At 66.5% G+C, this 25418-nt stretch carries 22 protein-coding genes; 21 read left to right on the top strand and 1 reads right to left on the bottom strand.

Features of this window, described 5'->3' with window-relative positions; translation table 11 throughout:
- Positions 1 to 26: 26 nt before the first annotated feature.
- The 14 genes from AC3A35_RS22440 (at position 27) to AC3A35_RS22375 (ending at position 18425) form a co-directional block, all read left to right on the top strand.
- Entirely contained in the window at positions 27 to 2501 is a 2475-nt protein-coding gene (locus AC3A35_RS22440; RefSeq protein WP_487438641.1) for an acyl-CoA dehydrogenase, read from the top strand.
- A complete protein-coding gene (locus AC3A35_RS22435; RefSeq protein WP_487438639.1) occupies positions 2498 to 3784 on the top strand; it encodes an acetyl-CoA C-acetyltransferase in 1287 nt (428 codons plus the stop codon). Before AC3A35_RS22440 ends, AC3A35_RS22435 begins: the two co-directional genes overlap by 4 nt.
- A complete protein-coding gene (locus AC3A35_RS22430) occupies positions 3781 to 5781 on the top strand; it encodes a 3-hydroxyacyl-CoA dehydrogenase NAD-binding domain-containing protein (RefSeq protein ID WP_487438637.1) in 2001 nt (666 codons plus the stop codon). The genes AC3A35_RS22435 and AC3A35_RS22430 overlap by 4 nt, the downstream gene beginning before the upstream one ends.
- Before the next feature lie 9 nt (positions 5782 to 5790).
- Positions 5791 to 6198, top strand: a complete 408-nt coding sequence (locus tag AC3A35_RS22425; RefSeq protein ID WP_487438636.1) for an acyl-CoA thioesterase — start codon at positions 5791 to 5793, stop codon at positions 6196 to 6198.
- Positions 6199 to 6309: 111 nt separating this feature from the next.
- Entirely contained in the window at positions 6310 to 7587 is a 1278-nt protein-coding gene (locus tag AC3A35_RS22420) for an OmpP1/FadL family transporter (RefSeq protein ID WP_487438635.1), read from the top strand.
- A gap of 117 nt (positions 7588 to 7704) precedes the next feature.
- The gene (locus tag AC3A35_RS22415) at positions 7705 to 10086 is read left to right on the top strand and encodes a 3-hydroxyacyl-CoA dehydrogenase/enoyl-CoA hydratase family protein (RefSeq protein WP_487438634.1); all 2382 of its coding nucleotides are present in this window, start codon (positions 7705 to 7707) and stop codon (positions 10084 to 10086) included.
- 13 nt (positions 10087 to 10099) lie between these two features.
- Entirely contained in the window at positions 10100 to 11299 is a 1200-nt protein-coding gene (locus AC3A35_RS22410) for an acetyl-CoA C-acyltransferase (RefSeq protein WP_487438633.1), read from the top strand.
- A 301-nt stretch (positions 11300 to 11600) separates the two neighbouring features.
- Positions 11601 to 12941, top strand: coding sequence for a Na(+)-translocating NADH-quinone reductase subunit A (locus AC3A35_RS22405; protein WP_487438632.1), 1341 nt, complete (start codon positions 11601 to 11603; stop codon positions 12939 to 12941).
- A gap of 2 nt (positions 12942 to 12943) precedes the next feature.
- Positions 12944 to 14158, top strand: a complete 1215-nt coding sequence (locus AC3A35_RS22400) for an NADH:ubiquinone reductase (Na(+)-transporting) subunit B (protein WP_487438631.1) — start codon at positions 12944 to 12946, stop codon at positions 14156 to 14158.
- Positions 14148 to 14936, top strand: coding sequence for a Na(+)-translocating NADH-quinone reductase subunit C (locus AC3A35_RS22395; protein WP_487438630.1), 789 nt, complete (start codon positions 14148 to 14150; stop codon positions 14934 to 14936). Before AC3A35_RS22400 ends, AC3A35_RS22395 begins: the two co-directional genes overlap by 11 nt.
- A gap of 2 nt (positions 14937 to 14938) precedes the next feature.
- Positions 14939 to 15607, top strand: a complete 669-nt coding sequence (locus tag AC3A35_RS22390) for an NADH:ubiquinone reductase (Na(+)-transporting) subunit D (RefSeq protein ID WP_487438629.1) — start codon at positions 14939 to 14941, stop codon at positions 15605 to 15607.
- Between the two features lies 1 nt (position 15608).
- A complete protein-coding gene (gene nqrE, locus AC3A35_RS22385) occupies positions 15609 to 16217 on the top strand; it encodes an NADH:ubiquinone reductase (Na(+)-transporting) subunit E (RefSeq protein WP_487438628.1) in 609 nt (202 codons plus the stop codon).
- A gap of 13 nt (positions 16218 to 16230) precedes the next feature.
- Positions 16231 to 17457 (top strand): NADH:ubiquinone reductase (Na(+)-transporting) subunit F, encoded by a 1227-nt coding sequence (nqrF, locus tag AC3A35_RS22380; RefSeq protein ID WP_487438627.1) that lies wholly within the window; start codon positions 16231 to 16233, stop codon positions 17455 to 17457.
- A 167-nt stretch (positions 17458 to 17624) separates the two neighbouring features.
- The gene (locus tag AC3A35_RS22375; RefSeq protein ID WP_487438626.1) at positions 17625 to 18425 is read left to right on the top strand and encodes an enoyl-CoA hydratase/isomerase family protein; all 801 of its coding nucleotides are present in this window, start codon (positions 17625 to 17627) and stop codon (positions 18423 to 18425) included.
- A gap of 46 nt (positions 18426 to 18471) precedes the next feature.
- Here AC3A35_RS22375 and AC3A35_RS22370 read toward each other — a convergent pair whose 3' ends face one another.
- Positions 18472 to 19248, bottom strand: coding sequence for a YdcF family protein (locus tag AC3A35_RS22370; protein ID WP_487438625.1), 777 nt, complete (start codon positions 19246 to 19248; stop codon positions 18472 to 18474).
- Positions 19249 to 19382: 134 nt separating this feature from the next.
- On the opposite strand from AC3A35_RS22370, the gene AC3A35_RS22365 reads away from it, so the two are divergent.
- The 7 genes from AC3A35_RS22365 to pyrF all read left to right on the top strand — a co-directional run bounded on the left by AC3A35_RS22365 (position 19383) and on the right by pyrF (position 25414).
- Positions 19383 to 19973, top strand: a complete 591-nt coding sequence (locus AC3A35_RS22365) for a DUF2802 domain-containing protein (RefSeq protein WP_487438623.1) — start codon at positions 19383 to 19385, stop codon at positions 19971 to 19973.
- Positions 19970 to 20641, top strand: coding sequence for an SPOR domain-containing protein (locus AC3A35_RS22360; protein WP_487438621.1), 672 nt, complete (start codon positions 19970 to 19972; stop codon positions 20639 to 20641). Before AC3A35_RS22365 ends, AC3A35_RS22360 begins: the two co-directional genes overlap by 4 nt.
- Before the next feature lie 31 nt (positions 20642 to 20672).
- On the top strand, positions 20673 to 21107 hold the full coding sequence (fliW, locus tag AC3A35_RS22355) for a flagellar assembly protein FliW (protein ID WP_487438619.1): 435 nt from the start codon (positions 20673 to 20675) through the stop codon (positions 21105 to 21107).
- Between the two features lie 89 nt (positions 21108 to 21196).
- Positions 21197 to 21577 carry a RidA family protein gene (locus AC3A35_RS22350; protein ID WP_487438617.1) on the top strand — a complete coding sequence of 127 codons (381 nt, stop codon included), beginning with the start codon at positions 21197 to 21199 and terminating at the stop codon, positions 21575 to 21577.
- Between the two features lie 9 nt (positions 21578 to 21586).
- Positions 21587 to 23653, top strand: coding sequence for an ATP-dependent DNA helicase RecG (recG, locus tag AC3A35_RS22345; protein ID WP_487438615.1), 2067 nt, complete (start codon positions 21587 to 21589; stop codon positions 23651 to 23653).
- Between the two features lie 42 nt (positions 23654 to 23695).
- Positions 23696 to 24565, top strand: a complete 870-nt coding sequence (gene ubiA, locus AC3A35_RS22340) for a 4-hydroxybenzoate octaprenyltransferase (RefSeq protein ID WP_487438614.1) — start codon at positions 23696 to 23698, stop codon at positions 24563 to 24565.
- 24 nt (positions 24566 to 24589) lie between these two features.
- Positions 24590 to 25414: an orotidine-5'-phosphate decarboxylase gene (gene pyrF / locus AC3A35_RS22335; protein ID WP_487438613.1), complete on the top strand. Its 825-nt coding sequence runs from the start codon at positions 24590 to 24592 to the stop codon at positions 25412 to 25414.
- Positions 25415 to 25418 lie beyond the last annotated feature (4 nt).

The raw sequence follows: 25418 nt of genomic DNA, 5'->3' as shown, positions 1-25418 counted from the left end.
GCGGCCGCGTTAATAAGGAGACAGCAATGATCTGGTGGTTTCTGGTTTCCCTCCCTCCCTTGGCTGGTGCGCTCGCCTACGGGCGAGCGCCACTTTTTGCCTGGTTCGGGGCAGGTGTGGTCTGGCTCGCAGCCCTTGCTGCGGTCGACGGATGGACGGTGCAGACGTCGATGCTCGCGTTGGCAGCATGGTCGGTGGCATTCGGGGTGTTCCTGATCGTGCCGGTGCGCCGCTCCCTGGTTAGCGCACCGATTTTCAAGGCCTTCTGCCGTGCGTTGCCGTCGATGTCGCAGACCGAGCGCGACGCGCTCGAAGCCGGGACGGTCTGGTGGGAAGGACAGTTGTTCGCCGGGCGTCCCGACTGGAAGCGGCTCGCGGCCTATCCGTGGCCCCGGCTCGATGCCGAGGAACAGGCATTTCTCGACAACGAGACCGATGAACTGTGTCGCCTGGTGAAGGACTGGGAGACGACCGGCCTGCAGGACATGCCGCAGTCGGTGTGGCAGTTCATCAAGGACAAGGGCTTCCTCGGCATGATCATTCCGAAGGAGTACGGCGGCAAGGGCTACTCCGCCTTCGCTCACTCCCAGGTGGTCACCAAGCTGTCGACCCGGTCGTCGGCACCAGCGGTGACGGTGATGGTGCCGAACTCGCTCGGGCCGGCCGAACTGCTGCTGCATTACGGCACGCCGGAGCAGAAACAGCATTACCTGCCGCGCCTGGCCTCGGGTCAGGACATTCCGGCCTTCGCGCTGACCAGCCCGTGGGCGGGCTCGGACGCGGCCTCGATTCCGGACGCCGGCGTGGTGTGCAAGGGACAGTGGCAGGGCGAGGAAGTACTCGGCATGCGGGTGAGCTTCGACAAGCGCTACATCACCCTGGCGCCGGTGTGCACCGTGTTCGGCCTGGCCTTCCGCCTGTACGACCCGGAGCATCTGTTGGGCCAGGAAGCCGATCTCGGCATCACCTGCGCGCTGGTGCCGCACGACCACCCCGGGGTGGACATCGGCCGCCGCCACTTCCCGCTCAATGCGGTCTGGATGAACGGGCCGATCCGCGGCATCGATGTGTTCATGCCGCTGGACTTCATCATCGGCGGGCCGAAGATGGCCGGTCAGGGCTGGCGCATGCTGATGGAGTGTCTCGCGGCGGGACGTTCGATCTCGCTGCCGGGCTCCAACACCGGCATGCAGAAACTCACCGCACGGGCGGTCGGGGCCTATGCCCGGGTGCGCTACCAGTTCAAGACCGCGATCGGCCGCTTCGAGGGGGTCGAGGAGGCACTGACCCGGATCGGCGCCAATACCTATCTGTGCGACGCGGCGCGGATCATGACCGCGGGTGCGATCGATCTCGGCGAGAAGCCCTCGGTGGTGTCGGCGATCGTCAAGTACCACGTCACCGAGCGCGCCCGCCAGACCGTCAATGACGGTATGGACGTGATCGGCGGCAAGGGCATCTGCCTCGGGCCGCAGAATTTCCTTGGCCGCGCCTATCAGCAGATCCCGGTCGGGATCACGGTCGAAGGCGCCAATATCCTGACTCGCAGCCTGATCCTGTTCGGCCAGGGTGCGATCCGCTGCCATCCTTATGTCCTCGACGAGATGCACGCGGCACAGCAGGGCGACCTGAAAGCCTTCGACCGCGCGTTCTGGGGCCATATCGGGTATTCGGTATCGAGCGGGGTACGGGCGATGGTGATGGGTCTTACCGGTTCGCACTTTGTCGGTGTGCCGGCCGACGTTGCGCCCGAGACCCGGCGCTACTACCAGCAGCTGACCCGTTTCTCGGCCGCGTTTGCCTTCATCTCCGACATCTCGATGGGGACCATGGGTGGGGCCCTGAAGCGCAAGGAGAAGCTGTCCGCACGCCTGGGCGACATCCTGTCACTGATGTATCTCGCCACCGCGACCCTCAAGCGCTACGAGTCCGAGGGCCGGCAGCAGGCCGATTCGCCGCTGATGCATTGGGCGATCTGGGATTGCATGTTCCGCGCGCAGAACGCCTTCGAAGGCGTGATCGCGAACTTCCCCAACCGCTTCTTCGCGACGATCCTGCGCCGGCTGGTGGTGTTCCCGCTCGGGCGGCCTTATTTCGTGCCGTCCGACCAGCTCGGTCATGAGGTTGCCCGGACGCTGATCGAGCCCTCGGCCACCCGCGACCGGCTGACCGCCGACGTCTATCTGCCCGCGGATCTCGAAGAACCGCTCGGTGCGCTGGAGGCTGCGCTGTTGGCGACGGTCGAGGCCGAACCGATCGAGGCCAAGGTCAAGAGGGCGCAGCGCAACGGTCGTTTCAAGCCCGGCCTGCTGGTCGGCGGCGGCGTCGATGCGCTGTGGGTGCAGGCACATGAGGCCGGGGTGATCAGCGCCGAGGAATTCGCGGTCCTGCAGCGCCGCGGCGAGCTCCGCGACAAGGTGATCCGGGTGGACGACTTTCCGTTCGATTTCGGGTTGAAGGCCGCACAGTGCGACACCCCGACGCTGAAGGCGGCGGCGTGACCAGCGACGTCTTCATCATCGACGGCGCCCGCACGCCCTTCCTGAAGGCGCGCAATGCACCGGGGCCCTTCGCCGCGGCCGATCTCGCCACCGCGGCCGGCACCGCACTGCTCGCCCGCCAAGGCTTCGCACCCGACCAGCTCGACGAGGTCATCCTCGGCTGCGCCAGCCCCTCGCCCGACGAGGTGAACATCGGTCGTGTGGTGGCGTTGCGGATGGGCTGCGGGCTCACGGTGCCGGGATGGACGGTGATGCGCAACTGCGCCAGCGGCATGCAGGCGCTCGACTCGGCCTTGGTCAATATCCGCGCCGGGCGTTCGCAACTGGTGCTGGCCGGTGGCGTCGACGCGCTGTCGCGGGCGCCGCTGCTGTTCTCCGAGGCGATGGTGCGCTGGCTTTCGGGCTGGTACGCGGCACGAACCAGCGGCGAGCGTTTCGCCGCGCTGCGACGCTTCCGCCTCGGCCACCTGGCGCCGGTGATCGGGATCATGAAGGGCCTGACCGACCCGATCGTCGGCCAGCTGATGGGGCAGACCGCCGAGAACCTGGCGTGGAAGTTCGGCATCAGCCGCGAGGAGATGGACGCGTACGCGGTGGAGAGCCACCGTCGCGTCGCCGCGGCGCAGGACGCAGGCCACTTCGATGCCGAGATCGTGCCGCTGATCGACCGCGACGGCACCGTATACAAGGACGACGACGGTGTGCGGCGGGATGCGTCGATGGCCGGGCTGGCCAAACTGAAGCCCTTCTTCGACAAGCCGTACGGCCGCGTCACCGCCGGCAACAGTTCGCAGATCACCGATGGCGCGGCGTGGCTGGTGCTGGCCTCGGCCGACGCGGTCGAGCGCTTCGGCCTGACCCCGCTCGGTCGGATCGTGGATAGCGAGTGGGCCGGACTGGCGCCCGAGCAGATGGGCCTCGGTCCGGTGCACGCCGCGCTGCCGATGCTGCAGCGCCACGGCCTCGCCCCTGCAGGGCTCGATGCGTGGGAGCTCAACGAGGCCTTTGCCGCGCAGGTGATCGCGTGCCAGCGTGCCTTCGGCGATGACGACTACGTCCGCACCCATCTCGGTATCGATCATGCGCCCGGCGCACCCGCTGCCGACCGGCTCAATGTCGATGGCGGCGCGGTGGCGCTCGGCCATCCGGTGGGTGCGAGCGGCGCACGCATCGTGCTCCATCTGCTCCAGGTGCTGCGTCGCACCGGAGGACGGCACGGAGTCGCGAGCATCTGCATCGGTGGCGGACAGGGCGGGGCGATGCTGGTGGAGGCGCTGCAATGAGCGGGGTGGAACGGGTTGGCTATACGCACTGGCGTCTGCGACGCGACGCCGACGGCCTCGCCTGGCTGGATTTCGACAAGGCGGAAAGTTCGACCAACACCTTGTCGGCCGAGGTCGTGCAGGAACTGGGGCAGGTGCTCGATGCGCTCGACGTGCAACCGCCGGCCGGGCTGGTGATCGCTTCGGCCAAGGCGGCGGGTTTCATCGCCGGTGCCGATATCGACGAGTTCACCCGGCTCGATTCGGCCGCGGCGGCACGTCAGCTGGTCAAGCGCGGCTGGGACCTGTTCGAGCGCCTGGCTGCGGTGCGCTACCCGACCCTGGCGCTGATCCGCGGGCATTGCCTCGGCGGCGGGCTGGAGCTGGCGCTCGCCTGCCGCTACCGCATCGTGGTCGACGAGCCGGGCACCAAACTCGCACTGCCCGAAGTCATGCTCGGCATCGTGCCCGGCTGGGGCGGCATGAAGCGCCTGCCTGAGCGCGTGGGCCCGATGCTGGCGCTGGACCTGATGCTGACCGGGAAGTCGGTCGATGCGAAGAAGGCGAAACGGATCGGGCTGGCCGATGACTGCGTACCGCCGCGGGTCATGGAGAACGCGGCCCGCATGCGGCTGCGGTCCGCCAGCGCCGGCGCCGCCTTGCCATGGATGGTCAGGCTGATGAATGGGCCGCTGCGGTCCTTGGTCGCAGGCAGGGCGCGCAAACAGGTGGCCGGCCGGGCGCGGCGCGAGCACTATCCGGCGCCCTACGCCATCATCGACATCTGGGCGCATTTCGGTGGTGACGCGCTGGCGGTGCCGACCGGGCACCCATCGTCGCTCGAGGCCATCGTCGCTTCGCCGACCACCAAGAATCTGTTGCGCGTCTATCAGTTGCAGGAGCGGCTCAAGGGCTTCGGCAAGGCCGGCGATTTCATCCCGCGCCATGTGCATGTGGTCGGTGCCGGTGTCATGGGCGGCGACATCGCCGCGGTGTGCGCGCTGCGCGGCCTGACCGTGACCCTGCAGGACCAGGGCGTGGAACGCATCGCACCGGCGATCGCGCGCGCGGCGAAGCTCTTCGACCGCCGCCTGAAGGGCGACCGCCGTCAGGTGCGTTTCGCCCTCGACCGCCTGATCCCCGATCCGCGGGGGCATGGCGCGGCGCGCGCCGACGTCATCATCGAGGCGATCTTCGAGAGCATCGAGGCCAAGCGTGCGCTGTTTGCCGATCTGGAACGTCGCGCACGGCCGGATGCGGTGCTGGCGAGCAATACCTCCAGCCTCAGACTGGAAGACATTGCGACCGGCCTGGCCGATCCGGCGCGCCTGGTCGGCATCCATTTCTTCAATCCGGTGGCGGTGATGCCGCTGGTCGAGGTGGTCCAGGGCGAGGCCTCGGACGCCGTCGCGCTGCAGCGTGCCGCCGCCTTCGTTCGCCATATCGACAAACTGCCCTTGCCGGTGAAGAGCGCCCCCGGTTTTCTGGTCAATGCCGTGCTCGGCCCCTACATGCTCGAAGCCCTGCGTTGCGTCGAGGAGGGCATTGCACCGGAAACCGTGGATGCCGCGCTGGTCGCCTTCGGCATGCCGATGGGGCCGGTGGAACTGGTCGATACCGTCGGACTCGATATCGCCGTGGCGGCGGGCAAGGCCCTCGCCGGTGCGGGGGCCGCGCCGCCGCCGCGTCTGCTGGCGCTGGTGGCCGCCGGCAAGCTCGGCAAGAAGACGGGCGAGGGGTATTACCGCTGGTCGGCGGACAAGCCGGAGCGCGCGAAATCGGCTCCGGCACCCGCCGGGCTGGTCGATCGCATCGTGGCCCCGCTGTTCGCGGCGGCCCGGCGCTGCGTCGATGAGGGCGTGGTGACCGATGCCGACCTGGCCGATGCGGGTGTGATATTCGGCACCGGGTTCGCGCCATGGACCGGGGGGCCGCTGCACTACCAGCAGCACTTGGGGAAAGCCCCGATAGGCACGGCCTCGACGCGTGGCGATCGTGTGCTGGCCCCCGTTCAATAGGATCGAGTCATGACATCCAGTTCCGATTTTTACACCTCCCTGCCTGAAGGCCGCCAGCCCGCCCTGCGGGTGATGCCGATGCCGTCCGACCTCAATCCCGCCGGCGACGTATTCGGTGGCTGGATCATGGCGATGGTGGATATCGCCGGCGCGATTCCCGCCCATCGCCGTGCCAAGTCGCGGGTGGCGACGGTGGCGGTCAATTCCTTCGTGTTCAAGCAGCCGGTGTCGGTGGGCGACCTCGTCAGTTTCTATGCTGAAGTGGTGTCGCTCGGCCGCACCTCGGTGACCGTCGATGTGGAGGTGTATGCCGAACGCGACCCGGAAAACCCGGTGGTCGTGAAAGTGACCGAAGCCCGGCTGACCTATGTGGCGCTGGACGATAAGGGCAGGAAGCGGCCGATTCCGGCCGAGTGAGGCGTAGCACCTGACCGTGCAGGCGCTACGACCCAACCCGGACATTTCGCGATGGCGGCGTCCGGGGGTTACAGAGCAGGTACCGATAAGACTGATGAGGAGACGATTCAAATGCAGAAAACCAGACTGACGCATCTACTGGCGCTCGGCACGCTGACCCTGGGTGCAGGCTCGGCGTCCGCCGCCGGCTTCCAGTTGCTCGAACAGAATGCGAGCGGCATCGGCAACGCCTATGCGGGTTCCGCCGCGGTGGCGGAGAACGCCAGTACGATCTTCTTCAACCCGGCGGGCATGACGCAGCTCCAGGCGCGGGAGATGTCGGTCGGCGCGTCGGCGGTGCGGCCCAGCTTCAAGTACGACGACAAGGGGTCGACCGCGACCGGCTTTCTCGCTGGCGACACCCAGGATGCCGGATCGTGGGCGTTCATTCCGAACGGCTATCTGTCGTGGGCGCTGAACAAGGATCTCTATGTCGGCGTCGGGCTCGGCGCCCCGTTCGGGCTGATCACCGAGTACGACGATGACTGGGTGGGGGCCGCCCACTCGATCAAGTTCGAGATCAAGACGTACAACATCAATCCGTCGATCGCGTGGCGGGTCAATGACGTGGTTTCGATCGGTGCCGGCCTGAACTGGCAACGAATGGAGGCCGAGTACGACCGGATCGCGGCCGTGGTGTCGGCCCCGCTGTCGATGACGCACGCGATCCTCGATGCCGACTCCGATGCCTGGGGCTGGAACGTCGGCGCGCTGTTCAAGTTGTCGGATGCTACCCGGGTGGGGGTCTCGTATCGCTCCTCGATCGAGCATGATCTCGAAGGCGATCTCAAGGTCAAGGGGCCCGCCGCCGGTGCCAATGCGGCGCTGACCACCGGCAAGGCCGAAGCCCGCGTGGAGCTGCCCGATACGCTGATCCTGAGCGCCGTGCACAGGCTCGACAACCGCTGGGAACTGCTTGGCGATGTGTCGTGGACCGGCTGGAGCAAGATCAAGGAGGTTGACATCGTCCGCACCTCCGGGCTGCTGACCGGCGTTACGGTCCAGACCCTCGATGCGGAGTTCCGCGACACCTGGCGGGTGGCGCTCGGAACCAACTACCAGCTCAACGATGCCTGGAAACTGAAATTCGGCGTGGCCTACGATCAGACCCCGGTCCGCGACAAGGAGCGTCGGCTGACCGCACTGCCCGACAACGACCGTACCTGGTTCACCGTGGGGGGACAGTGGAAGCTCGCCAAAGGGTCGACCGTGGACCTGGGCGCCGCCTACATCTACGTTCCCAAGACCAAGATCGACAATAACCAGGCCGCGGACGGTCGTGGCCGGGTGACGGGCGAGTACGACTCCAGCGTATGGATTCTCGGCGCCCAGTATTCGCTGGCGTTCTGAGCCGCGCCCGGTCGGGAGCGCCGGTGGCGGGAAGCCTCCACCGCGGTCGCGATCGGGCCATGAGCAACGCGACGTCCGGCACGACCGGGCGCCGCCCGCAGTAACAAGGAGAACCGCGTGAGTAATTTCATCATCCGCAAGGTTGCCGTGCTCGGCGCCGGCGTGATGGGCGCCCAGATCGCTGCCCATTGCGCCAATGCCGACGTGCCGGTGATCCTGTTCGATCTGCCGGCCAGGGAGGGCGAGCCGAACGGCATCGTCAACAAGGCGCTGGGCAGCCTGAAGAAACTCGATCCGGCACCGTTCGCGGCGAAAGATCGTGCCCAGTACATCGAAGCGGCCAACTACGGCAGCGACCTCGGCCGCCTCGGCGAATGCGATCTGGTGATCGAGGCCATCGCCGAGAAGATGGAGTGGAAGCTCGATCTGTATGCAAAGGTCGCCCCCCATCTGAAACCGGGCGCGGTGTTCGCATCCAACACCTCCGGCCTGCCGATCAATGCGCTCGCCGAGGGCATGCCGGCGGCGCTGCGCAGCCGTTTCTGCGGGATCCATTTCTTCAATCCGCCGCGCTATATGGCGCTGGTGGAACTGATCCCGACCGCCGACACCGATGCGGCCATGCTCGATGCGCTCGAGGCCTGGCTCACCACCCGGCTGGGCAAGAGCATCGTGCGCGCGAAGGACACCCCCAACTTCGTCGCCAACCGCATCGGGGTGTTCTCGATCCTCGCGGTGATGCACCACACCGCGCGGCTCGGCCTGAGTTTCGACGAGGTGGACCTGCTCACCGGCCCGCTGATCGGGCGGCCCAAGAGTGCGACCTTCCGCACCGCCGACGTGGTCGGCCTCGATACCCTGGCGCATGTGGTCGGCACCATGCAGGCGACCCTGTCGCAAGATCCCTGGCATCCGCATTTCAAATCGCCCGACTGGCTGCAGGCGCTGATTGCCAAGGGCGCCCTCGGGCAGAAGACCCGTGCCGGCATCTACCGCAAGGATGGCAAGCGGATCCTGGTGCTGGACCTGGCGCATCAGGACTATCGCGAAAGCGGGGGCGAGATCTTTCCCGATGTCGAGGACATCCTCAAGCTCAGGGATCCGGTCGAGAAGTTCGCCCAGCTCGCCGCCCATCCGCATCCGCAGGCGCAGTTCCTGTGGTCGATCTTCCGCGATGTATTCCACTACTGCGCCGTCCATCTGGGCGCGATCGCCGACAACGCGCGCGACGTCGATCTGGCGATGCGCTGGGGCTTCGGCTGGGCACAGGGGCCGTTCGAGACCTGGCAGTCGGCAGGCTGGCGCGAGATCGCGGCAATGGTGAAGGAGGATATCGATCACGGCCATGCGATGGCCACGGTGCCGCTGCCGGCGTGGGTGCTCGAGCGTGACGGCGTGCATGCGCCGGCCGGCTCGTTCAGTGTGGCCGATGCGGCGCTGAAACCGCGTTCGACCTTGCCGGTGTATGGGCGCCAGCTCTATCCCGACCGGGTACTCGGCGAGGCCCGCGCCGACCGTGGCGAAACCCTGTGGGAAAACGCCGGGGTGCGGCTGTGGCGGCGGCCGGATCAGGACGCGCGCATCGGTATCGTGTCGATCGTGTCGAAAATGCATGCGATCGGTGAAGAAGTCATGGACGGCATGCTCGAGGCGATCGCGCGCGCCGAGACCGATCTCGACGGACTGGTGATCTGGCACGAAGCGCCGTTTGCGGTGGGCGCCAACCTGCAACAGGTGGGCGCGGCCTGCCGCGCCGGGCAGTTCGATCTGCTCGAGCGCATGGTGGCCAAGTTCCAGCACACGTCGATGGCGATCAAGCATGCCCAGGTGCCGGTGGTGGCCGCAGTGCAGGGCATGGCGCTGGGTGGCGGTTGCGAGTTTGCGATGCACGCGGCGCACCGGGTGCTGGCGCTGGAGAGTTATGTCGGCCTGGTCGAGGTGGGCGTGGGACTGATCCCCGCCGGTGGCGGCAGCAAGGAGTTCGCGCTGCAGGCCGATGCGCTGGCCCGGCGTGCAGCCGGGGGGGACGTGTTTCCCTACATCCAGACCGCGTTCCAGACCATCGCCATGGCGACCGTGGCCAAGAGCGGCATCGAGGCGGTACAGCTCGGATTCGGCAAGGCCGCGGATGACATCGTGTTCCACGCCCACGAACTGCCGTATGTTGCCATCCGCCGCGCCCGCGCGCTGTTCGAGGCCGGCTGGCGGCCGTCGTTGCAGCATCCGGCGGTGACCGTGGCCGGACGCAATGGCATCGCAACCTGCGAGATGATGCTGGTGAATATGGCCGAAGGCGGCTTCATCTCGGCACACGACTATCGCGTGGCCAAGGCGGCGGCGACGGCGCTCTGTGGCGGCGAGGTGGAAACCAATGCGCGGGTGAGCGAACAGTGGATTCTCGATGTGGAGCGGGCGCAGTTCGTGGAACTGCTGAAGACCGAGAAAACGCAGCAGCGGATCGCGCACATGCTCGAGACGGGCAAGCCGCTGCGGAACTGATGGGGACATGGACATGAGCAAACAGATACAGGACGCCTACATCGTCGCCGCGGTACGTACCCCGGTGGGGCGGCGCAACGGCGCCTTCCGCCATGTGCGTCCGGACGACATGCTGGCGAAGGTGCTGCGCGAGGTCGTGGGCAGGGTGCCGGACCTCGATCCGAACGAAATCGGCGACGTCATCACCGGCTGCGCGATGCCGGAGGCCGAGCAGGGCATGAACGTGGCGCGCATCGGGCTGCTGCTTGCGGGGCTGCCCGACCGCGTGCCCGGTATCACCATCAACCGTTTCTGCGCCTCCGGCCTGCAGGCGGTGGCCGATGCCGCCAACCGCATCCGCCTCGGCGAGGCCGAGGTGATGATCGCCGCCGGCACCGAGAGCATGAGCGCGATGCCGCAGATCATGGGTAACAAGATCAGCCTCAATCCGGAGATTTTCGCCAGGGCCGAAAACGTCGGCATCGCCTATGGCATGGGCCTGACCGCCGAGAAGGTGGCGACGCAGTGGAAGGTGAGCCGCGAGGACCAGGACGCCTTCGCGGTCGAATCGCACCGCCGCGCCTGCGCCGCGATCGCGGGTGGCCAGTTCGCCGCCGAGATAATGCCCTACACGGTGAAATCCCATGTCCCGGGCGAGGGCGGCACGGTGCGCATCACCGAGCGCATCGTCGAGCACGACGAAGGTCCCCGTGCCGATGCCTCCCCCGAAGGGCTGGCAAAGCTGAAGCCGGTGTTTGCGGCGCGCGGTTCGGTGACGGCCGGTAACAGCTCGCAAATGTCCGATGGTGCCGGTGCGGTGGTGCTGATGAGCGAGACGGCGCTCAAGCGCTACAACGCCACCCCGATCGCCCGCTTCCGCAGTTTTGCGGTGGCCGGCGTGCCGCCGCAGGTCATGGGTATCGGTCCGGTCGAGGCGATTCCGCGTGCGCTCGGACTGGCCGGCGTGGCGCAGGACGCGGTGGGCTGGATCGAACTCAACGAAGCCTTTGCGGCGCAGGCACTTGCCGTGGCGCGCCAGCTCGGACTCGACCCGGCCCGGATCAATCCACTGGGCGGTGCGATTGCGCTCGGGCATCCGCTCGGCGCGACCGGTGCGATCCGTACCGCGACGCTGATGGCGGCAATGCAGCGCGATCCGACCCTGCGCTACGGCATGATCAGCATGTGCATCGGGACCGGCATGGGCGCGGCGGGGGTGTTCGAGCGCGTGTGAGCGTCCGCGTGCGCTGGGCCAGTGGTGCAAAAACGCCACTTCAATAGTGCTTATGTGTTGAGGAGCAAAATCCAGTCAGATCGGGTGGTTCGGGAAGCCGGCCACCCGATTTGCATTTCAGGAAAAGCTGATGCAAGAAGAAATCTGGCCTATGGCGGATTACCGCAAGTGATCGGCTGGTAACTATCTCTTATAATTCTCAGGTTTGTATATCCGGGGTTTCTGTCCGCAGCCCGAAAACAGCGGGTCTTGCGGGTCGCAGTGCCTCTACCATTCTCACGAGTGATTGGGCGATAGACGCATGATACGAATCAAACGCGGACTCGACCTGCCGGTCACCGGCGCACCCGAGCAGCGTATCGAGACCGGACGGCCGGTACGCAGCGTGGCCGTCATCGGCTTCGACTATCACGGCATGAAGCCGACGATGGCGGTGCAGGTGGGCGACCGGGTCAGGCAGGGGCAGGTGCTGTTTTCCGACAAGAAGACGCCGGGTGTGGACTTCACCGCGCCGGCGGCAGGTGTGGTCGGCGCCATCCACCGCGGCGAACAACGCGTGCTGCAGTCGGTAGTCATCGATGTCGAGGGCGACGACGCCATCGACTTTGCCCGCTACACCGACGCCCAACTCGATACCCTGGCGCCCGAGCAGGTGCGCGAGAACCTGCTGAAATCGGGCCTGTGGGCTGCGCTGCGCACCCGACCCTACAGCAAGGTGCCCGCGGTCGACGCCACCCCGTCGTCGATCTTCGTCACCGCGGTCGATACCCACCCGCTGGCGGCCGATCCGGCGGTGATCATCGCCGAGTATGCCGAAGACTTCGCTCGCGGCCTCAAGGTGCTCGCCCGTCTGGCGCGGGTCTTCCTGTGCCACGCCGAAGGCGCGAAGGTGCCGGGCGCGGGGCTCGCCAACGTCACCGTCGAGACCTTCGGCGGCCCGCATCCGGCCGGACTGCCGGGAACGCACATCCACTTCCTCGACCCGGTCGATGCGCACAAGTCGGTCTGGTACCTGAACTACCAGGACGTGATCGCGGTCGGCAAGCTGTTTGCGACCGGCCGCCTGTGGGGCGAGCGTATCGTGGCCCTCGCCGGACCGATGGTCGACAAGCCGCGCCTGGTGCGCACCCTGCTCGGGGCCAACCTGGACGAACTCACCGCGGGCGAACTCGCGGTCGGGCGCAAGGTCCGGGTGATCTCCGGATCGGTGTTCGGCGGGCGCACGGCGCGCGGCGCCTGTGCCTATCTCGGCCGCTACCATCTGCAGGTGTCCTGTCTGCAGGAGGGCAACGAGCGCGAGTTCCTGCATTACCTGCGTGCCGGAGTGAACAAGCACTCGGTGCTCAATATCTATGCGTCCAAGCTGTTCGGCGGCCGCCAGTTCGACTTCACCACGACCACCAACGGCAGCCCGCGCGCGATGGTGCCGGTCGGTAACTACGAAGAGGTCATGCCGCTCGACATCCTGCCGACCCAGTTGCTGCGCTATCTGATCGTCGGCGACACCGACATGGCGCAGAAGCTCGGCGCCCTGGAACTCGACGAGGAAGATCTGGCGTTGTGCACTTACGTGTGTGCCGGCAAGTACGAGTACGGCCCCATCCTGCGGGATAACCTGACACGCATCGAAAAGGAGGGCTGAGCATGGGCCTGCGTTCATATCTCGATAGCATCGAGCACCACTTCGAGAAAGGTGGCAAGCACGAGAAGTGGTATGCCCTCTACGAAGCGGTCGATACCGCGCTTTACCGCCCGGCCAGCGTCACCCGCACCACCGCCCATGTCCGCGACGGCTTCGACCTCAAGCGCATGATGATCACGGTGTGGCTGTGCACCTTTCCTGCGCTGTTCTTCGGCATGTGGAACATCGGTAGCCAGGCCAATACCATCTATGCGGCCAATCCGGAGCTGCTCGCGGCCCAGGACAACTGGCGCCTGGCGCTGATCCCGCTGTTTGCCGGTTTCGACCCGGGGAGTGTGTGGGACAACATGGTCCACGGCGCGGCCTACTTCCTGCCGATCTACCTGGTGACCTTCGTCGTCGGCGGGTTCTGGGAGGTCTTGTTTGCCTCGATTCGCCGCCACGAGGTCAATGAGGGCTTCTTCGTCACCTCGGTGCTGTTCGCGCTGATCTGCCCGCCGTCGGTCCCGTTGTGGCAGGTTGCGCTCGGGATCAGCTTTGGCGTGGTGATCGGCAAGGAAGTGTTCGGCGGCACCGGCAAGAACTTTCTCAACCCCGCGCTCACCGGGCGTGCCTTCATGTTCTTTGCCTATCCGGCACAGATGTCGGGCGACGCGGTGTGGACCGCGGTCGACGGCTACACCGGTGCCACCGCGCTGTCGCAGGCCGCGGCCGGCGGGGTGGAGCAGATCGTCGCCGGCGGCCTGACCTGGATGGACGCCTTCCTTGGTTTCATGCAGGGCTCGATCGGCGAGACCAGCACGCTCGCCATCTTCATCGGCGGCGCAGTGCTGCTGATCATGAAGATCGCCTCGTGGCGCATCGTGGCCGGGGTGATGCTGGGCCTGATCGGCATGAGCCTGGTGTTCAACGGCATCGGCTCCGACACCAACGCCATGTTCGCGATGCCGTGGTACTGGCACATGGTGGTCGGAGGCTTCGCCTTCGGCTTGATGTTCATGGCCACCGACCCGGTGTCGGCGGCCATGACCGACACCGGCAAGTGGGTGTTCGGCGCGCTCATCGGCATCATGGTGGTGCTGATCCGGGTGGTGAACCCGGCCTTCCCCGAGGGCATGATGCTGGCGATCCTGTTCGCCAACCTGTGTGCCCCGCTGATCGACCATTTCGTGGTCGCAGCCAATATCAAGCGGAGGTTGGCACGCCATGTCCAGTAAGAAAGAATCGACGAGCCGCACGCTGTTCGTGGCGCTGGCGGTCAGTCTGGTGAGTTCGGTGTTCGTCGCCGGTGCGGCGGTTTCGCTCAAGCCGGTGCAGATCGAGAACCGCCAGCTCGACAAGCAGCGCAGCATCCTGGCCATTGCCGGCCTGGGCAGTGCCGACATGTCGGCGCGCGAGGTCAAGGACCTGTTCGCCAGCCGGATCAGTGCCAAGGTGGTGGACCTGGAGACCGGTGCCTATACGGATGCCTACGATCCGGCGAACTTCGATCCGCTCAAGGCAGCCCGGGATCCAAAGCTCTCCGAGGAGCTGGCCGGTAACGAGGACATTGCCCTGATCAAGCGCCGTGAGCGTTACACCACGGTGTACATGGTGGAGCAGGACGGCAAGCTCGAGTCGCTGATTCTGCCGGTGCGCGGTTACGGCCTGTGGTCCACGCTGCACGGCTTCATGGCGATCAAGGGCGATCTCAACACCGTGGTCGGTTTCGGCTTCTACCAGCATGCGGAGACCCCGGGGCTCGGCGGCGAGGTCGACAATCCGAAGTGGAAGGCCCTGTGGCCGGGCAAGACCCTGTTCGACGAGGCCGGCAAGCCGGCGATCCGCATCGTCAAGGGCGGCGTCGACCCGTCGAATCCGGCCGCTGCCCATCAGGTCGATGCGCTGGCTGGCGCCACCCTGACCAGCAATGGTGTCGACAAGCTGCTGCAATTCTGGCTCGGTGAGCAGGGCTTCGGTCCCTATCTCGCCAAACTGCGTACCCAGGGGGTCTGATCATGTCGCAACCCACGGTAAAAGAAGTCCTGTTCAACCCGATCTTCCACAACAACCCGATCGGGCTGCAGATCCTCGGCATCTGTTCGGCGCTTGCCGTCACCTCCAACCTCAAGACCGCGGTGGTGATGTCGATTGCGCTGACCCTGGTGACCGCGTTCTCGAGCATGTTCATCTCGATGATCCGCAGCCAGATCCCGAGCTCGATCCGGATGATCGTGCAGATGGTGATCATCGCCTCGCTGGTGATCGTGGTCGACCAGATCCTGCGCGCCTATGCGTTCAGCCTGGCCAAGCAACTCTCGGTGTTCGTCGGTCTGATCATCACCAACTGCATCGTGATGGGACGCGCCGAAGCCTTCGCGATGCAGAATCCACCCTTCCTGTCGTTCATGGACGGCATCGGCAACGGGCTGGGCTATAGCGCAATGTTGCTTGTGCTCGGCGTGATCCGCGAACTGTTCGGTGCGGGCAAACTCTTCGGCGTCGAGATTCTCGCCCTGACCAAGGACGGCGGCTGGTACTTGCCCAATGGCCTGCTGCTGCTGCCGCCGTCGGCCTTCTTCCTGATCGGCCTGATCATCTGGGGACTGCGGACCTGGAAGGCGGAGCAGGTCGAGCAACCCACCTTCCGCATGGCGCCGCAGGTGATCAACAAGGAGGCCTACTGACATGGAGCACCTGATCAGCCTCTTCGTCCGGGCCGTGTTCATTGAGAACATGGCGCTGTCCTTCTTCCTCGGCATGTGCACCTTCATCGCGATCTCGAAGAAGGTGGAAACCGCGATCGGTCTCGGCATCGCGGTCATCGTGGTGCAGACCATCACCGTGCCGGCCAACAACCTGATCTACACCTGGTTGCTGCGCGACGGTGCGCTCGCGTGGGCCGGCATGCCCGAGGTGGACCTGTCTTTCCTCGGCCTGCTGTCGTATATCGGCGTGATCGCGGCGATCGTGCAGATCCTCGAAATGCTGCTCGACAAGTACGTGCCCAGCCTCTACAACGCGCTCGGCGTGTTCCTGCCGCTGATCACGGTGAATTGCGCGATCATGGCCGGCTCGCTGTTCATGGTCGAGCGCGACTACAACCTGGCCGAGAGTACCGTGTATGGCGTGGCCTCCGGGGCGTCGTGGGCGCTGGCGATCGCGCTGCTGGCCGGCATCCGCGAGAAGCTCAAGTACAGCGACGTGCCCGAAGGGCTGCAGGGCCTGGGCATCACCTTCATCACCATCGGGCTGATGTCGCTGGGCTTCATGTCGTTCTCCGGCGTGCAGCTGTAAAGGGGGCGCAGACATGAATATTCAGGAAATCGCCCTTGCGATTGGCATGTTCACGGCGATCGTGCTCGCGCTGTCGGTGTTCATCCTCGCTGCCCGCTCCAAACTGGTGTCGAGCGGCGACGTCACCATCAACATCAACAACGAACGCAACATCACCGTTCCGGCCGGTGGCAAGCTGCTGCAGACGCTGGCCAACAACGACATCTTCCTGTCGTCCGCGTGCGGTGGCGGCGGCACCTGCGCGCAGTGCAAGTGCGTGGTCGAGGCCGGCGGCGGCGAGATGCTGCCGACCGAGGAGTCGCATTTCACCAAGCGCCAGGCCAAGGAAGGTTGGCGCCTGTCATGCCAGACCCCGGTCAAGCAGGACATGAAGATCGAAGTCCCGGAAGAGGTCTTCGGGGTGAAGAAGTGGGAATGCACGGTGGAGTCCAACCCCAACGTCGCCACCTTCATCAAGGAACTCACGCTGCGCCTGCCCGCAGGCGAGAACGTCGAATTCCGCGCCGGCGGTTACGTGCAGCTCGAGTGCCCGCCGCACACGGTGAAGTACAAGGATTTCGACATCCAGCCCGAATACCGCGGCGACTGGGACAAGTTCAACATGTGGCGCTTCGTGTCGAAGGTCGACGAGACCGTGATCCGCGCCTACTCGATGGCGAACTACCCGGAAGAGCACGGCGTGGTGAAATTCAACATCCGCGTCGCCTCGCCTCCGCCGGGTCGTGACGACATTCCGCCGGGCAAGATGTCGAGCTGGGTGTTCAATCTCAAGGCGGGCGACAAGGTCACCGTGTACGGTCCTTTCGGCGAGTTCTTCGCCCGCGACACCGACAACGAGATGGTGTTCATCGGCGGCGGCGCGGGCATGGCGCCGATGCGTTCGCACATCTTCGACCAGCTGAAGCGATTGTCGAGCAAACGCAAGATCAGTTTCTGGTACGGCGCCCGCTCGATGCGCGAGGCCTTCTACGTCGAGGAGTTCGACAAGCTGGCGGCGGAGAATCCCAATTTCACCTGGCACCTGGCGCTGTCCGATCCGCTGCCCGAGGACAACTGGACTGGTTACACCGGCTTCATCCACAACGTGTTGTACGAGCATTACCTCAAGGACCATCCGGCCCCCGAAGACTGCGAGTTCTACATGTGCGGCCCGCCGATGATGAATTCGGCGGTGATCAAGATGCTGCTGGATCTCGGGGTCGAGCGCGAGAACATCATGCTCGACGACTTCGGCGGCTGATTGCCGTCGCGGCCGCCTTTGCGCTGCGGCCGCAGCCATGCAAATGCCCGCTTGCCTGACGATACAGGCAGGCGGGCATTTTTCATTTTGCGCTTCCGCGCTAACCTGTCGATACCGGACAACAGAGGCAGTGGCCGGTTGTCCGCAACAGCAAAGAGGAACACAGCATGACAGGAACCGTTTTGCTCGACATCACCGATGGTGTCGCCACGCTGACCCTGAATCGCCCCGACGCATTGAACGCGCTGTCGGTCGAGATGATGCAGGACCTTTCCGCTGCGGTTCGCGAACTCGGGGTGCGCAAGGACTTTTCGGTGGTGGTGGTCGTGGGCGCCGGTGACCACTTCATGGCCGGGGGGGATCTGAAGGACTTCGGCCGCAATCTTCATCTGTCGCCCGAGGCACGGCGCGTCACCTTTCGCGCAATGATCGAGCAGTACATCAACCCCACGGTGGAGAACCTGCAGCGGCTCGACCAGCCGGTGATCGCCAAGGTCCGTGGTGCATGTGCAGGGTTCGGCCTGTCGCTGATGCTCGGTTGCGATCTCGTGCTGTGTGCGGAGAACGCCGTGTTCACCACCGCATATGCCTCCATCGGCCTCTCCGGAGATGGCGGTGCCTCCTATTTCCTGCCGCGCGTCGTCGGCCAGCGCAAGGCGGCCGAGTTGCTGTTGCTGGCCGAGCGTTTCGACGCCGCAGAAGCACTGCGCCTTGGCCTGGTGACGCGCAGCGTGGCGCCCGCCGAACTCGATGGCGAAACCGCGAAGCTCGTCGCCCGTTTGCAGGGCGGTCCGCTCCAGACCTATGGCGAGATCAAGCGCCTGTTGGCCGCATCGCACGCCAACCAGCTCGAATCCCAGCTGCAAAGCGAAGCCGAGGCCTTCGGCCGCTGTGGCGGGAGCGCCGACTTTGCGGAAGGCGTCGCCGCCTTCCTCGAAAAGCGCAAGGCCGTCTTCAAGGGCCAGTGAGCGCGGTCCGGGGTGGTGGCAAGGAGGTTCGGCTTGCCCCGGGGCGTCAGCGCGTCAAGCGGTACGCCAGCAAGCCCAGCCATTCGTGCACCGCATACCACCCGGCGTAGGCCGCGGCGGCGCTCGGCATTGCCGGCCAGACCTCGTCACCGCCGCCCGGGCGGGGCCCATGCCAGGCAGTTGGGGCCGCGATCACGGTCAGGCCGTGGGCTTCGAATTCGGACTGCGCGCGCCGCATGTGTGCGGCATGGGTGACCAGCACCACATGCGAGATGCCCGCGGTCCGGAGCCGGGCGGCCGAATGGCGGGCGTTCTGCCGGGTGTCCAGCGATTCCGTTTCGGTCCACCGGACCGCAACCCCGAAATCCTCTTCCAGCACGGCCTTCATGATGACCGCTTCCGGCAGTTCGCCGCTCGGGGCGCCACCGCTGACCAGTACCGGCAGACCGCTCCGCCGTGCCAGCCGGGCCCCGTAACGCAGGCGTTCGAGGGTGAAGCGATTGACCGTGTCGCCACCGTACTCGGGGGCGTCGTGCAGCCGGCCGCCGCCGAGGATCACGATCGCCTGGGCCTGCGCGGCGGCCGCCGGATCCAGCGCCTGGCGCGGCTCCAGCGGGGTGAGCAGCCAGCCCACCGATGCCGGCGTGATCAGCAGCACCCCGGCGAGGAGTCCTGCCCATGCCAGCCCCTTGCCCGGCAGCGGTCGGCGACCGGCAAGCAGCAAGCCGGCAAGGATCAGCATGAAGGGTAGCAGGGGGGGCAGGATGAATACCGAGACCAGCTTCTTGAGCCAGAACAGGATCAGCAGGGGGTCGAAATCCATTCGGGTTTGTCCTGAGCAGTCGTGGCCAGTATTATCGGTCCAATTCCATCCTGCGGTTCCGGGCCGATGCCCGCTTGCCGCCAGCGCTTCGATTCATTCTTTATCCGGCAACAGCCGTGTGGCGGCAATAGATCATGGGAATCCGGCAACTCGTATGGGCATTGATCGCGGTGCTGCTGCTGTACGGCGGCTGGCAGATCCTGCGCTCGCTGACGGCCGGTCGAAGAACGATCGGGAGCAATCCGGTCGAACCCACGCCGGTGCTTGCGGCGGAGCAGCCGGCGCTCCCGACTGCCGACACGGACGACGGGCGCGACGACGATGAGGGCGGTTTCGACTATGCGCCGATACCCTCCGCGGACGCTGCGCCAGCGCCACGGCCGCCCGAATCCCTGACCGCGGGCCCCGATCTGTTTGCGTTCGAGCTGGAACTGCAGCGCCTGCGTCGTGAGTTGGGTGCCGTGCGTGCGGCCCTCGATGTGCAGCAAGAGGAGATCGGCGCGCTGCATGAGATGGTTCAACACCTGGGTGAGATCGCGCCGGCGCGGACAGCAGCCGCGGAAGCGGTCGAGCAGAGCGCTTCGCCGGAGTACAGTGAGGCACTGGTGCTGGCGCGGCGCGGACTGTCGGTGGAGGAGATCTCGACCCGCTGCGGCATTACCCGCGCCGAGGCCGAACTCGTGGTCTCGTTGGCCGCGCGTGCGGCGGGTGAGGGCGGCGCATGAGCGCGGGACAACTCGATGCGGTGAAGCTCGAACGCAAGCGCGCCTTGCGACGGGCAGGACTGGCCGTGGCGGCGGCGCTGTTGTTGCTGATCGGTGTGCTGATGGTCGAGCAGGGGCATGAGCCGGGCGCAGAACGCAAGCCCGTTGCCGGGCTTGCGGCCGAGGCGCCGGTCCGCGCGGAATCGCAGTCGCCACCAGCCACCGTGGTCGAAGATGCCGGCCGCGCCGATGCCGGGATCGCGACATCGTCTGCTGCCGCTGTCGCGCAGACTGAACCGACCGCGCCCGCCGCCGCGCCCGCGGAAGCTGCGCCGCCGGACGTAGCGCCGAACAGTGTGCCAGCGGACGGCACGGTGACAGGCGCGGCCTCCATGCCGACCCCTGCCGCTGTCGCGGCGCAGCCCGCACCCGCACCCGCACCCGCACCGCCGGATGGCTATCTGGTTCAACTGGGGGTATTCGGGGCGCTGGAGAACGCGGAGGCGTTGCGTGCCGATCTCGCGGCGCGTGGCTTGCCGGTCCGGGTCGAGGGGCGGGTGGTCGTCGGACCGTTTGCCGACAAGGGGGCAGCCGAAGCCGCCCGGGTCCGGCTTCGCCGCGAGACCGGCGCGGTCGGTTTCGTGGTGCCGCCGCGTACGGCGCGCGCCGCTGGGCGGTCCGGGAAATGATCGATAAGTTCAATCAGGGGGAGAGCAGAACATGAAAATCGAAAGTCCGGTGCTGGGTGTCGTGGATGTGTCCGATGACAAGGTGATCGAGTTCCCGGCAGGTCTGCCCGGGTTCGAGCATTGCCATCGTTTTGTGCTGGTGCATGAGGAAGGGCGCGAGACCACGGTATTCCAGCTGCATAGTGTGGATGACCCGGATGTTTCGTTTTCGCTGACCGGGCCGGAGCAATTCGGCATCACCTACGAATTTCCGTTGTCCGACGACGAAGTCGCCGCCCTTCAACTGGATCGTCCGGAAGATGCGCTGGTGGCGATCATCGTGCGCAAGGAGGGCGAGGACCCCGCCACCGCCGGCCTGCGGGCCAACTTCATGGCGCCGCTGGTGATCAACGTCGGGGCACGGCGTGGGCTGCAGAAGGTCATCAACAAGCTCGGCTGCGACATCATCCTGCGCGCGCAGGGCTGAAGAGCGGCACGAGGAACCAAACGGCCGCGGTGCCAGCGGGCGGGGCGGGTTAAAATTCGCTCCGTCTTCTTATTTTCAGGAATCTGTCCATGAGCCGCAGCATCGTTTCCACCCCCAGTGCGCCGGCCGCCATCGGCACCTATTCGCAGGCGGTGAAAGCCGGTAGCACGGTCTATTGTTCCGGCCAGATCGGACTCGATCCGGCGTCGATGCAGATGGTCGAGGGCTTCGAAGCGCAGACCGTGCAGGTGTTCGAGAACCTCAAGGCCGTGGCCGAGGCTGCCGGCGGTTCGCTCGCCGATGCGGTCAAGCTGACCATCTACCTGACCGACCTGGCCAATTTCGCCAAGGTCAATGAAGTCATGTCGCGCTACTTCGTGGAGCCCTATCCGGCGCGTGCCGCGGTCGGGGTCAAGGAGCTGCCGCGTGGTGCCGTGGTCGAGGCCGATGCGATTCTCGTGCTCGGCTGAGCGTTTGAGTTGAGCGAGGCGGATGCGCAGCGTGCGCCGGCCCGCGGCTGGCCGGGCGTCGGCGGTCAGCTTGCCGCGCAGTTGGCGAAGATCGACCTCCATCGGCCGGAGGACCTCGTGCTCCATCTGCCGCTGCGTTACGAGGACGAAACCCGGCTGACGCCGATTGCCGTCGCGCGGCATGGTTTTCCGGCCCAGATCGAGGGCGAAGTGAAGGCGTGCGAGGTCACCCTGCGTCCGCGCCGGCAACTGGTCGCGCGGGTCACCGACGGCTCGGGCACCCTGGTTGCGCGCTGGCTCAATTTTTACCCATCGCAGCAGAAGCAGCTGACGATCGGCCGGCGCGTGCGCCTGTTCGGCGAGGTGCGCGGCGGCTTCTTCGGCGACGAGATGGTGCATCCGCGGGTGCGCGTCGTCGACGCCGGCGAAGGCCTGCCCGACGCACTGACGCCGGTCTATCCGACCACCGCCGGGGTCGGCCAGGCCACCCTGCGCAAACTGATCGATCGCGCGTTGCAAACTCTCATCCTGGACGATCCGCTGCCGCCGGCAGTGTGCGCCCGTCTTGGTCTGCCGGGATTCGCCGACGCGGTGCGCGCCTTGCATCATCCGGCTCCGGATGCCGACCCCGCTGCGCTGGAGAGTCGCCAACATCCGGGATGGCGGCGGATCAAGTTCGAGGAGTTGCTGGTCCAGCAGCTGTCCTTGCGGCGTGCCTACAACGCCCGTCGCGCCAAGGGTGCGGCGAGTCTGCCGGCGCGTGCGGTGCTGACCCGGGCCCTGCTCGAGCAGCTCCCGTTCGGGCTGACCGGCGCACAGCGTCGCGCGGTGGCCGAGATCGGGGCCGACCTCGCGGCGGCACATCCGATGCAGCGCCTGCTGCAGGGCGATGTCGGCAGCGGCAAGACCATCGTCGCCGCGCTGGCGATGCTGCAGGCGGCCGAGAACGGGTTTCAGGCCGCACTGATGGCGCCCACCGAGATCCTGGCCGAGCAGCATTACCGCAAGCTCGCGGCGTGGCTGGCACCGGTCGGGATCGAGATCGCATGGCTCTCGGGCGGCCGCAGGAAGCGCGCACGCGAGGCCGAGCTCGAACGCCTGCGCAGCGGCGCGGTGCTGCTCGCGGTGGGCACCCATGCGCTGATCGAGGATCCGGTCGTCCTGCCGCGACTGGCGCTTGCGGTGGTCGACGAGCAGCACCGCTTCGGGGTGCGCCAGCGTCTCGCGCTGCGCGAGAAGGGGCAGGTCGGATTGCGCCCGCACATGCTGATGATGTCGGCCACGCCGATCCCGCGCACGCTGGCGATGACGCATTACGCCGATCTCGATGTGTCGGTGCTCGACGAGTTGCCGCCGGGGCGCACGCCGATCCGTACCCGGCTGGTGTCGGACGCACGGCGCGACGAAGTGATCGGCCGTGTGCGCGACGCCTGCCTCGCCGGGCGCCAGGCCTACTGGGTGTGTCCGCTGATCGAGGAGTCGGAGGCGCTGCAACTGCAGACCGCGGTCGAGACCTTCGAGACCCTGTCGGCGGCCTTGCCCGAGCTGCGCGTCGGTCTGATCCACGGGCGGCTCAAGGCCGACGAGAAAGCGGCTGCGATGGCGGCCTTCGTCGCCGGCGAACTGCAGGTGCTGGTGGCGACCACGGTGATCGAGGTCGGGGTCGACGTGCCCAACGCCAGCCTGATGGTGATCGAGCACGCCGAGCGCTTCGGTCTCGCCCAGTTGCACCAGTTGCGCGGGCGGGTAGGGCGCGGCAGTGCCGAGTCGGTATGCATCCTGATCTACGCCCGGCCCTTGTCGGAGAACGGTCGCGCGCGGCTGAAGGTGATCTACGAGAACACCGACGGCTTCGTGATCGCGCGTGAGGATCTGCACATCCGTGGTCCGGGCGAGTTCGTCGGCGCCCGCCAGAGCGGCGTGCCGTTGCTGCGTTACGCCAGCCTGGACGATGACGCCGATCTGATCGAGCCCGCACGCGAGCTTGCCGAGACCTTGCTGGCAAACGATCCGGTGGCGGTCGAGCGCCTGATGGCACGCTGGATGGGCGGTCGTGAAGGCCTGTTGCGGGCTTGATCCGGTAAGATGCGGCCTGCACCCGAATCCGACGTTGCGCCCATGATGCTGTCCGACCGACTCCCCCTTTACGCTCGCCTGATGCGGCTCGACAAGCCGATCGGCACCCTGCTGCTGCTGTGGCCGACGCTGTGGGCGCTGTGGATCGCGGCCGACGGCGTGCCGCCGCTGCACATCCTGTTCATCTTTGCGCTCGGCACGCTGCTGATGCGCTCGGCGGGCTGCGTGATCAACGACTACGCCGACCGCGACTTCGACGGTCATGTCGAGCGCACCCGCAACCGTCCGCTGGCGACCGGGGCGGTGAGCACCAGGGAAGCGCTGCTGCTGGCCGGTGGCCTGTCGCTGCTCGCCTTCGCGCTGATCCTGCCGCTCGATCCGCTGGTGATCTGGTTGTCGGTGCCGGCTCTTTTTCTGGCCGCGAGTTATCCATACACCAAGCGCTTCTTCGCCATCCCCCAGGCCTACCTCGGCATCGCCTTCGGGTTCGGCATTCCGATGGGCTTTGCCGCGGTCGTGGGCGAGGTGCCGCCGGTGGGGTGGGCGATGCTGCTCGCCAACATCTTCTGGGCGGTCGCTTACGACACCGAGTACGCCATGGTGGACCGGCCGGACGACCTCAAGATCGGGATCAAGACCTCGGCCATCACCTTCGGCCGTTTCGACGTCGCGGCGGTGATGCTGTGCTATGCGTGCGCGCTCGGTCTGCTGGCCGCGGTGGGCATGGCAACCGGGCGGGGCCCCGTCTTCCACCTGGGGCTGCTCGGCGCCGCCGCAGTGGCCGGCTATCATTTCCTGCTCATCCGCGGGCGCGATCGTGCCAACTGCTTCAAGGCCTTCCGCCACAATAACTGGCTGGGTGCGGTCATCTTCGCCGGCATCTTCATCGACGATCTGCTGCGCCGGCTCTGATCCGGCGTGTCACTGGAACCCATCATGCACTTCATGACCGCCCTCAAGGCTGCCTGGCAGCAGCGCAACACCCTGCTGTGCGTCGGCCTCGACCCTGATCCGGCGAAGTTTCCGGCTCATCTGCAGGATCGCCCGGATGCGATCTTCGAGTTCTGTCGCGACATCGTCGATGCCACCGCCGACCTCGTGTGCTGCTTCAAACCGCAGATCGCCTACTTCGCCGCGCGCCGCGCCGAGGACCAGCTCGAGGCCCTGATCGAACACATCCATGCGCGCCATCCCGCGACCCCGGTCGTGCTCGACGCCAAGCGCGGCGACATCGGCAGCACCGCCGAGCAGTACGCGGTCGAGGCCTTCGAGCGCTTCGGGGCGGACGCGATCACGGTCAATCCCTACATGGGACGCGATTCGGTCGATCCCTACCTGGCCTACCCCGACAAGGGCGTGATCCTGCTGTGCCGGACCTCCAACCCGGGCGGATCGGACCTGCAGTTCCTCGAGGTCGGCGGCCCCGGCGGCGGGGAAAAACTCTACGAGCGCGTCGCCCGCCTGGTCGCCGACGACTGGAACGCCAGCGGCAACTGTGGCCTGGTGGTGGGCGCCACCTTCCCGGCCGAGATCGCCCGCGTGCGTGCGCTCACCGGCGACATGCCGCTGCTGGTGCCAGGCATCGGTGCCCAGGGCGGCGATATCGCCGCGACCATGGCGGCCGGACGGACCGGGGACGGCAGCGGGCTGATGATCAACTCCTCGCGTGCGATCCTGTATGCGGGCAAGGGCGAGGACTTCGCTGCCGAGGCGCGGCGCGTGGCGCGGGAAACCCGCGACGCGATCAACGCCCACCGTTGAGGGA

Source organism: Azoarcus sp. Soil_N_20 (genome assembly GCF_057656155.1).
This window is presented reverse-complemented; position numbering and strand designations above follow the sequence as displayed.

Excerpts from the sequence above, each read along its gene's own strand:
- AC3A35_RS22440 (WP_487438641.1), top strand. The coding sequence starts at position 27 with ATGATCTGGTGGTTTCTGGTTTCCCTCCCTCCCTTGGCTGGTGCGCTC.
- AC3A35_RS22430 (WP_487438637.1), top strand. The coding sequence starts at position 3,781 with ATGAGCGGGGTGGAACGGGTTGGCTATACGCACTGGCGTCTGCGACGC.
- AC3A35_RS22425 (WP_487438636.1), top strand. The coding sequence starts at position 5,791 with ATGACATCCAGTTCCGATTTTTACACCTCCCTGCCTGAAGGCCGCCAG.
- AC3A35_RS22420 (WP_487438635.1), top strand. The coding sequence starts at position 6,310 with ATGCAGAAAACCAGACTGACGCATCTACTGGCGCTCGGCACGCTGACC.
- AC3A35_RS22410 (WP_487438633.1), top strand. The coding sequence starts at position 10,100 with ATGAGCAAACAGATACAGGACGCCTACATCGTCGCCGCGGTACGTACC.
- AC3A35_RS22405 (WP_487438632.1), top strand. The coding sequence starts at position 11,601 with ATGATACGAATCAAACGCGGACTCGACCTGCCGGTCACCGGCGCACCC.
- AC3A35_RS22400 (WP_487438631.1), top strand. The coding sequence starts at position 12,944 with ATGGGCCTGCGTTCATATCTCGATAGCATCGAGCACCACTTCGAGAAA.
- AC3A35_RS22395 (WP_487438630.1), top strand. The coding sequence starts at position 14,148 with ATGTCCAGTAAGAAAGAATCGACGAGCCGCACGCTGTTCGTGGCGCTG.
- AC3A35_RS22390 (WP_487438629.1), top strand. The coding sequence starts at position 14,939 with ATGTCGCAACCCACGGTAAAAGAAGTCCTGTTCAACCCGATCTTCCAC.
- nqrE (WP_487438628.1), top strand. The coding sequence starts at position 15,609 with ATGGAGCACCTGATCAGCCTCTTCGTCCGGGCCGTGTTCATTGAGAAC.
- nqrF (WP_487438627.1), top strand. The coding sequence starts at position 16,231 with ATGAATATTCAGGAAATCGCCCTTGCGATTGGCATGTTCACGGCGATC.
- AC3A35_RS22375 (WP_487438626.1), top strand. The coding sequence starts at position 17,625 with ATGACAGGAACCGTTTTGCTCGACATCACCGATGGTGTCGCCACGCTG.
- AC3A35_RS22370 (WP_487438625.1), bottom strand. The coding sequence starts at position 19,248 with ATGGATTTCGACCCCCTGCTGATCCTGTTCTGGCTCAAGAAGCTGGTC.
- AC3A35_RS22365 (WP_487438623.1), top strand. The coding sequence starts at position 19,383 with ATGGGAATCCGGCAACTCGTATGGGCATTGATCGCGGTGCTGCTGCTG.
- AC3A35_RS22360 (WP_487438621.1), top strand. The coding sequence starts at position 19,970 with ATGAGCGCGGGACAACTCGATGCGGTGAAGCTCGAACGCAAGCGCGCC.
- fliW (WP_487438619.1), top strand. The coding sequence starts at position 20,673 with ATGAAAATCGAAAGTCCGGTGCTGGGTGTCGTGGATGTGTCCGATGAC.
- AC3A35_RS22350 (WP_487438617.1), top strand. The coding sequence starts at position 21,197 with ATGAGCCGCAGCATCGTTTCCACCCCCAGTGCGCCGGCCGCCATCGGC.
- ubiA (WP_487438614.1), top strand. The coding sequence starts at position 23,696 with ATGATGCTGTCCGACCGACTCCCCCTTTACGCTCGCCTGATGCGGCTC.
- pyrF (WP_487438613.1), top strand. The coding sequence starts at position 24,590 with ATGCACTTCATGACCGCCCTCAAGGCTGCCTGGCAGCAGCGCAACACC.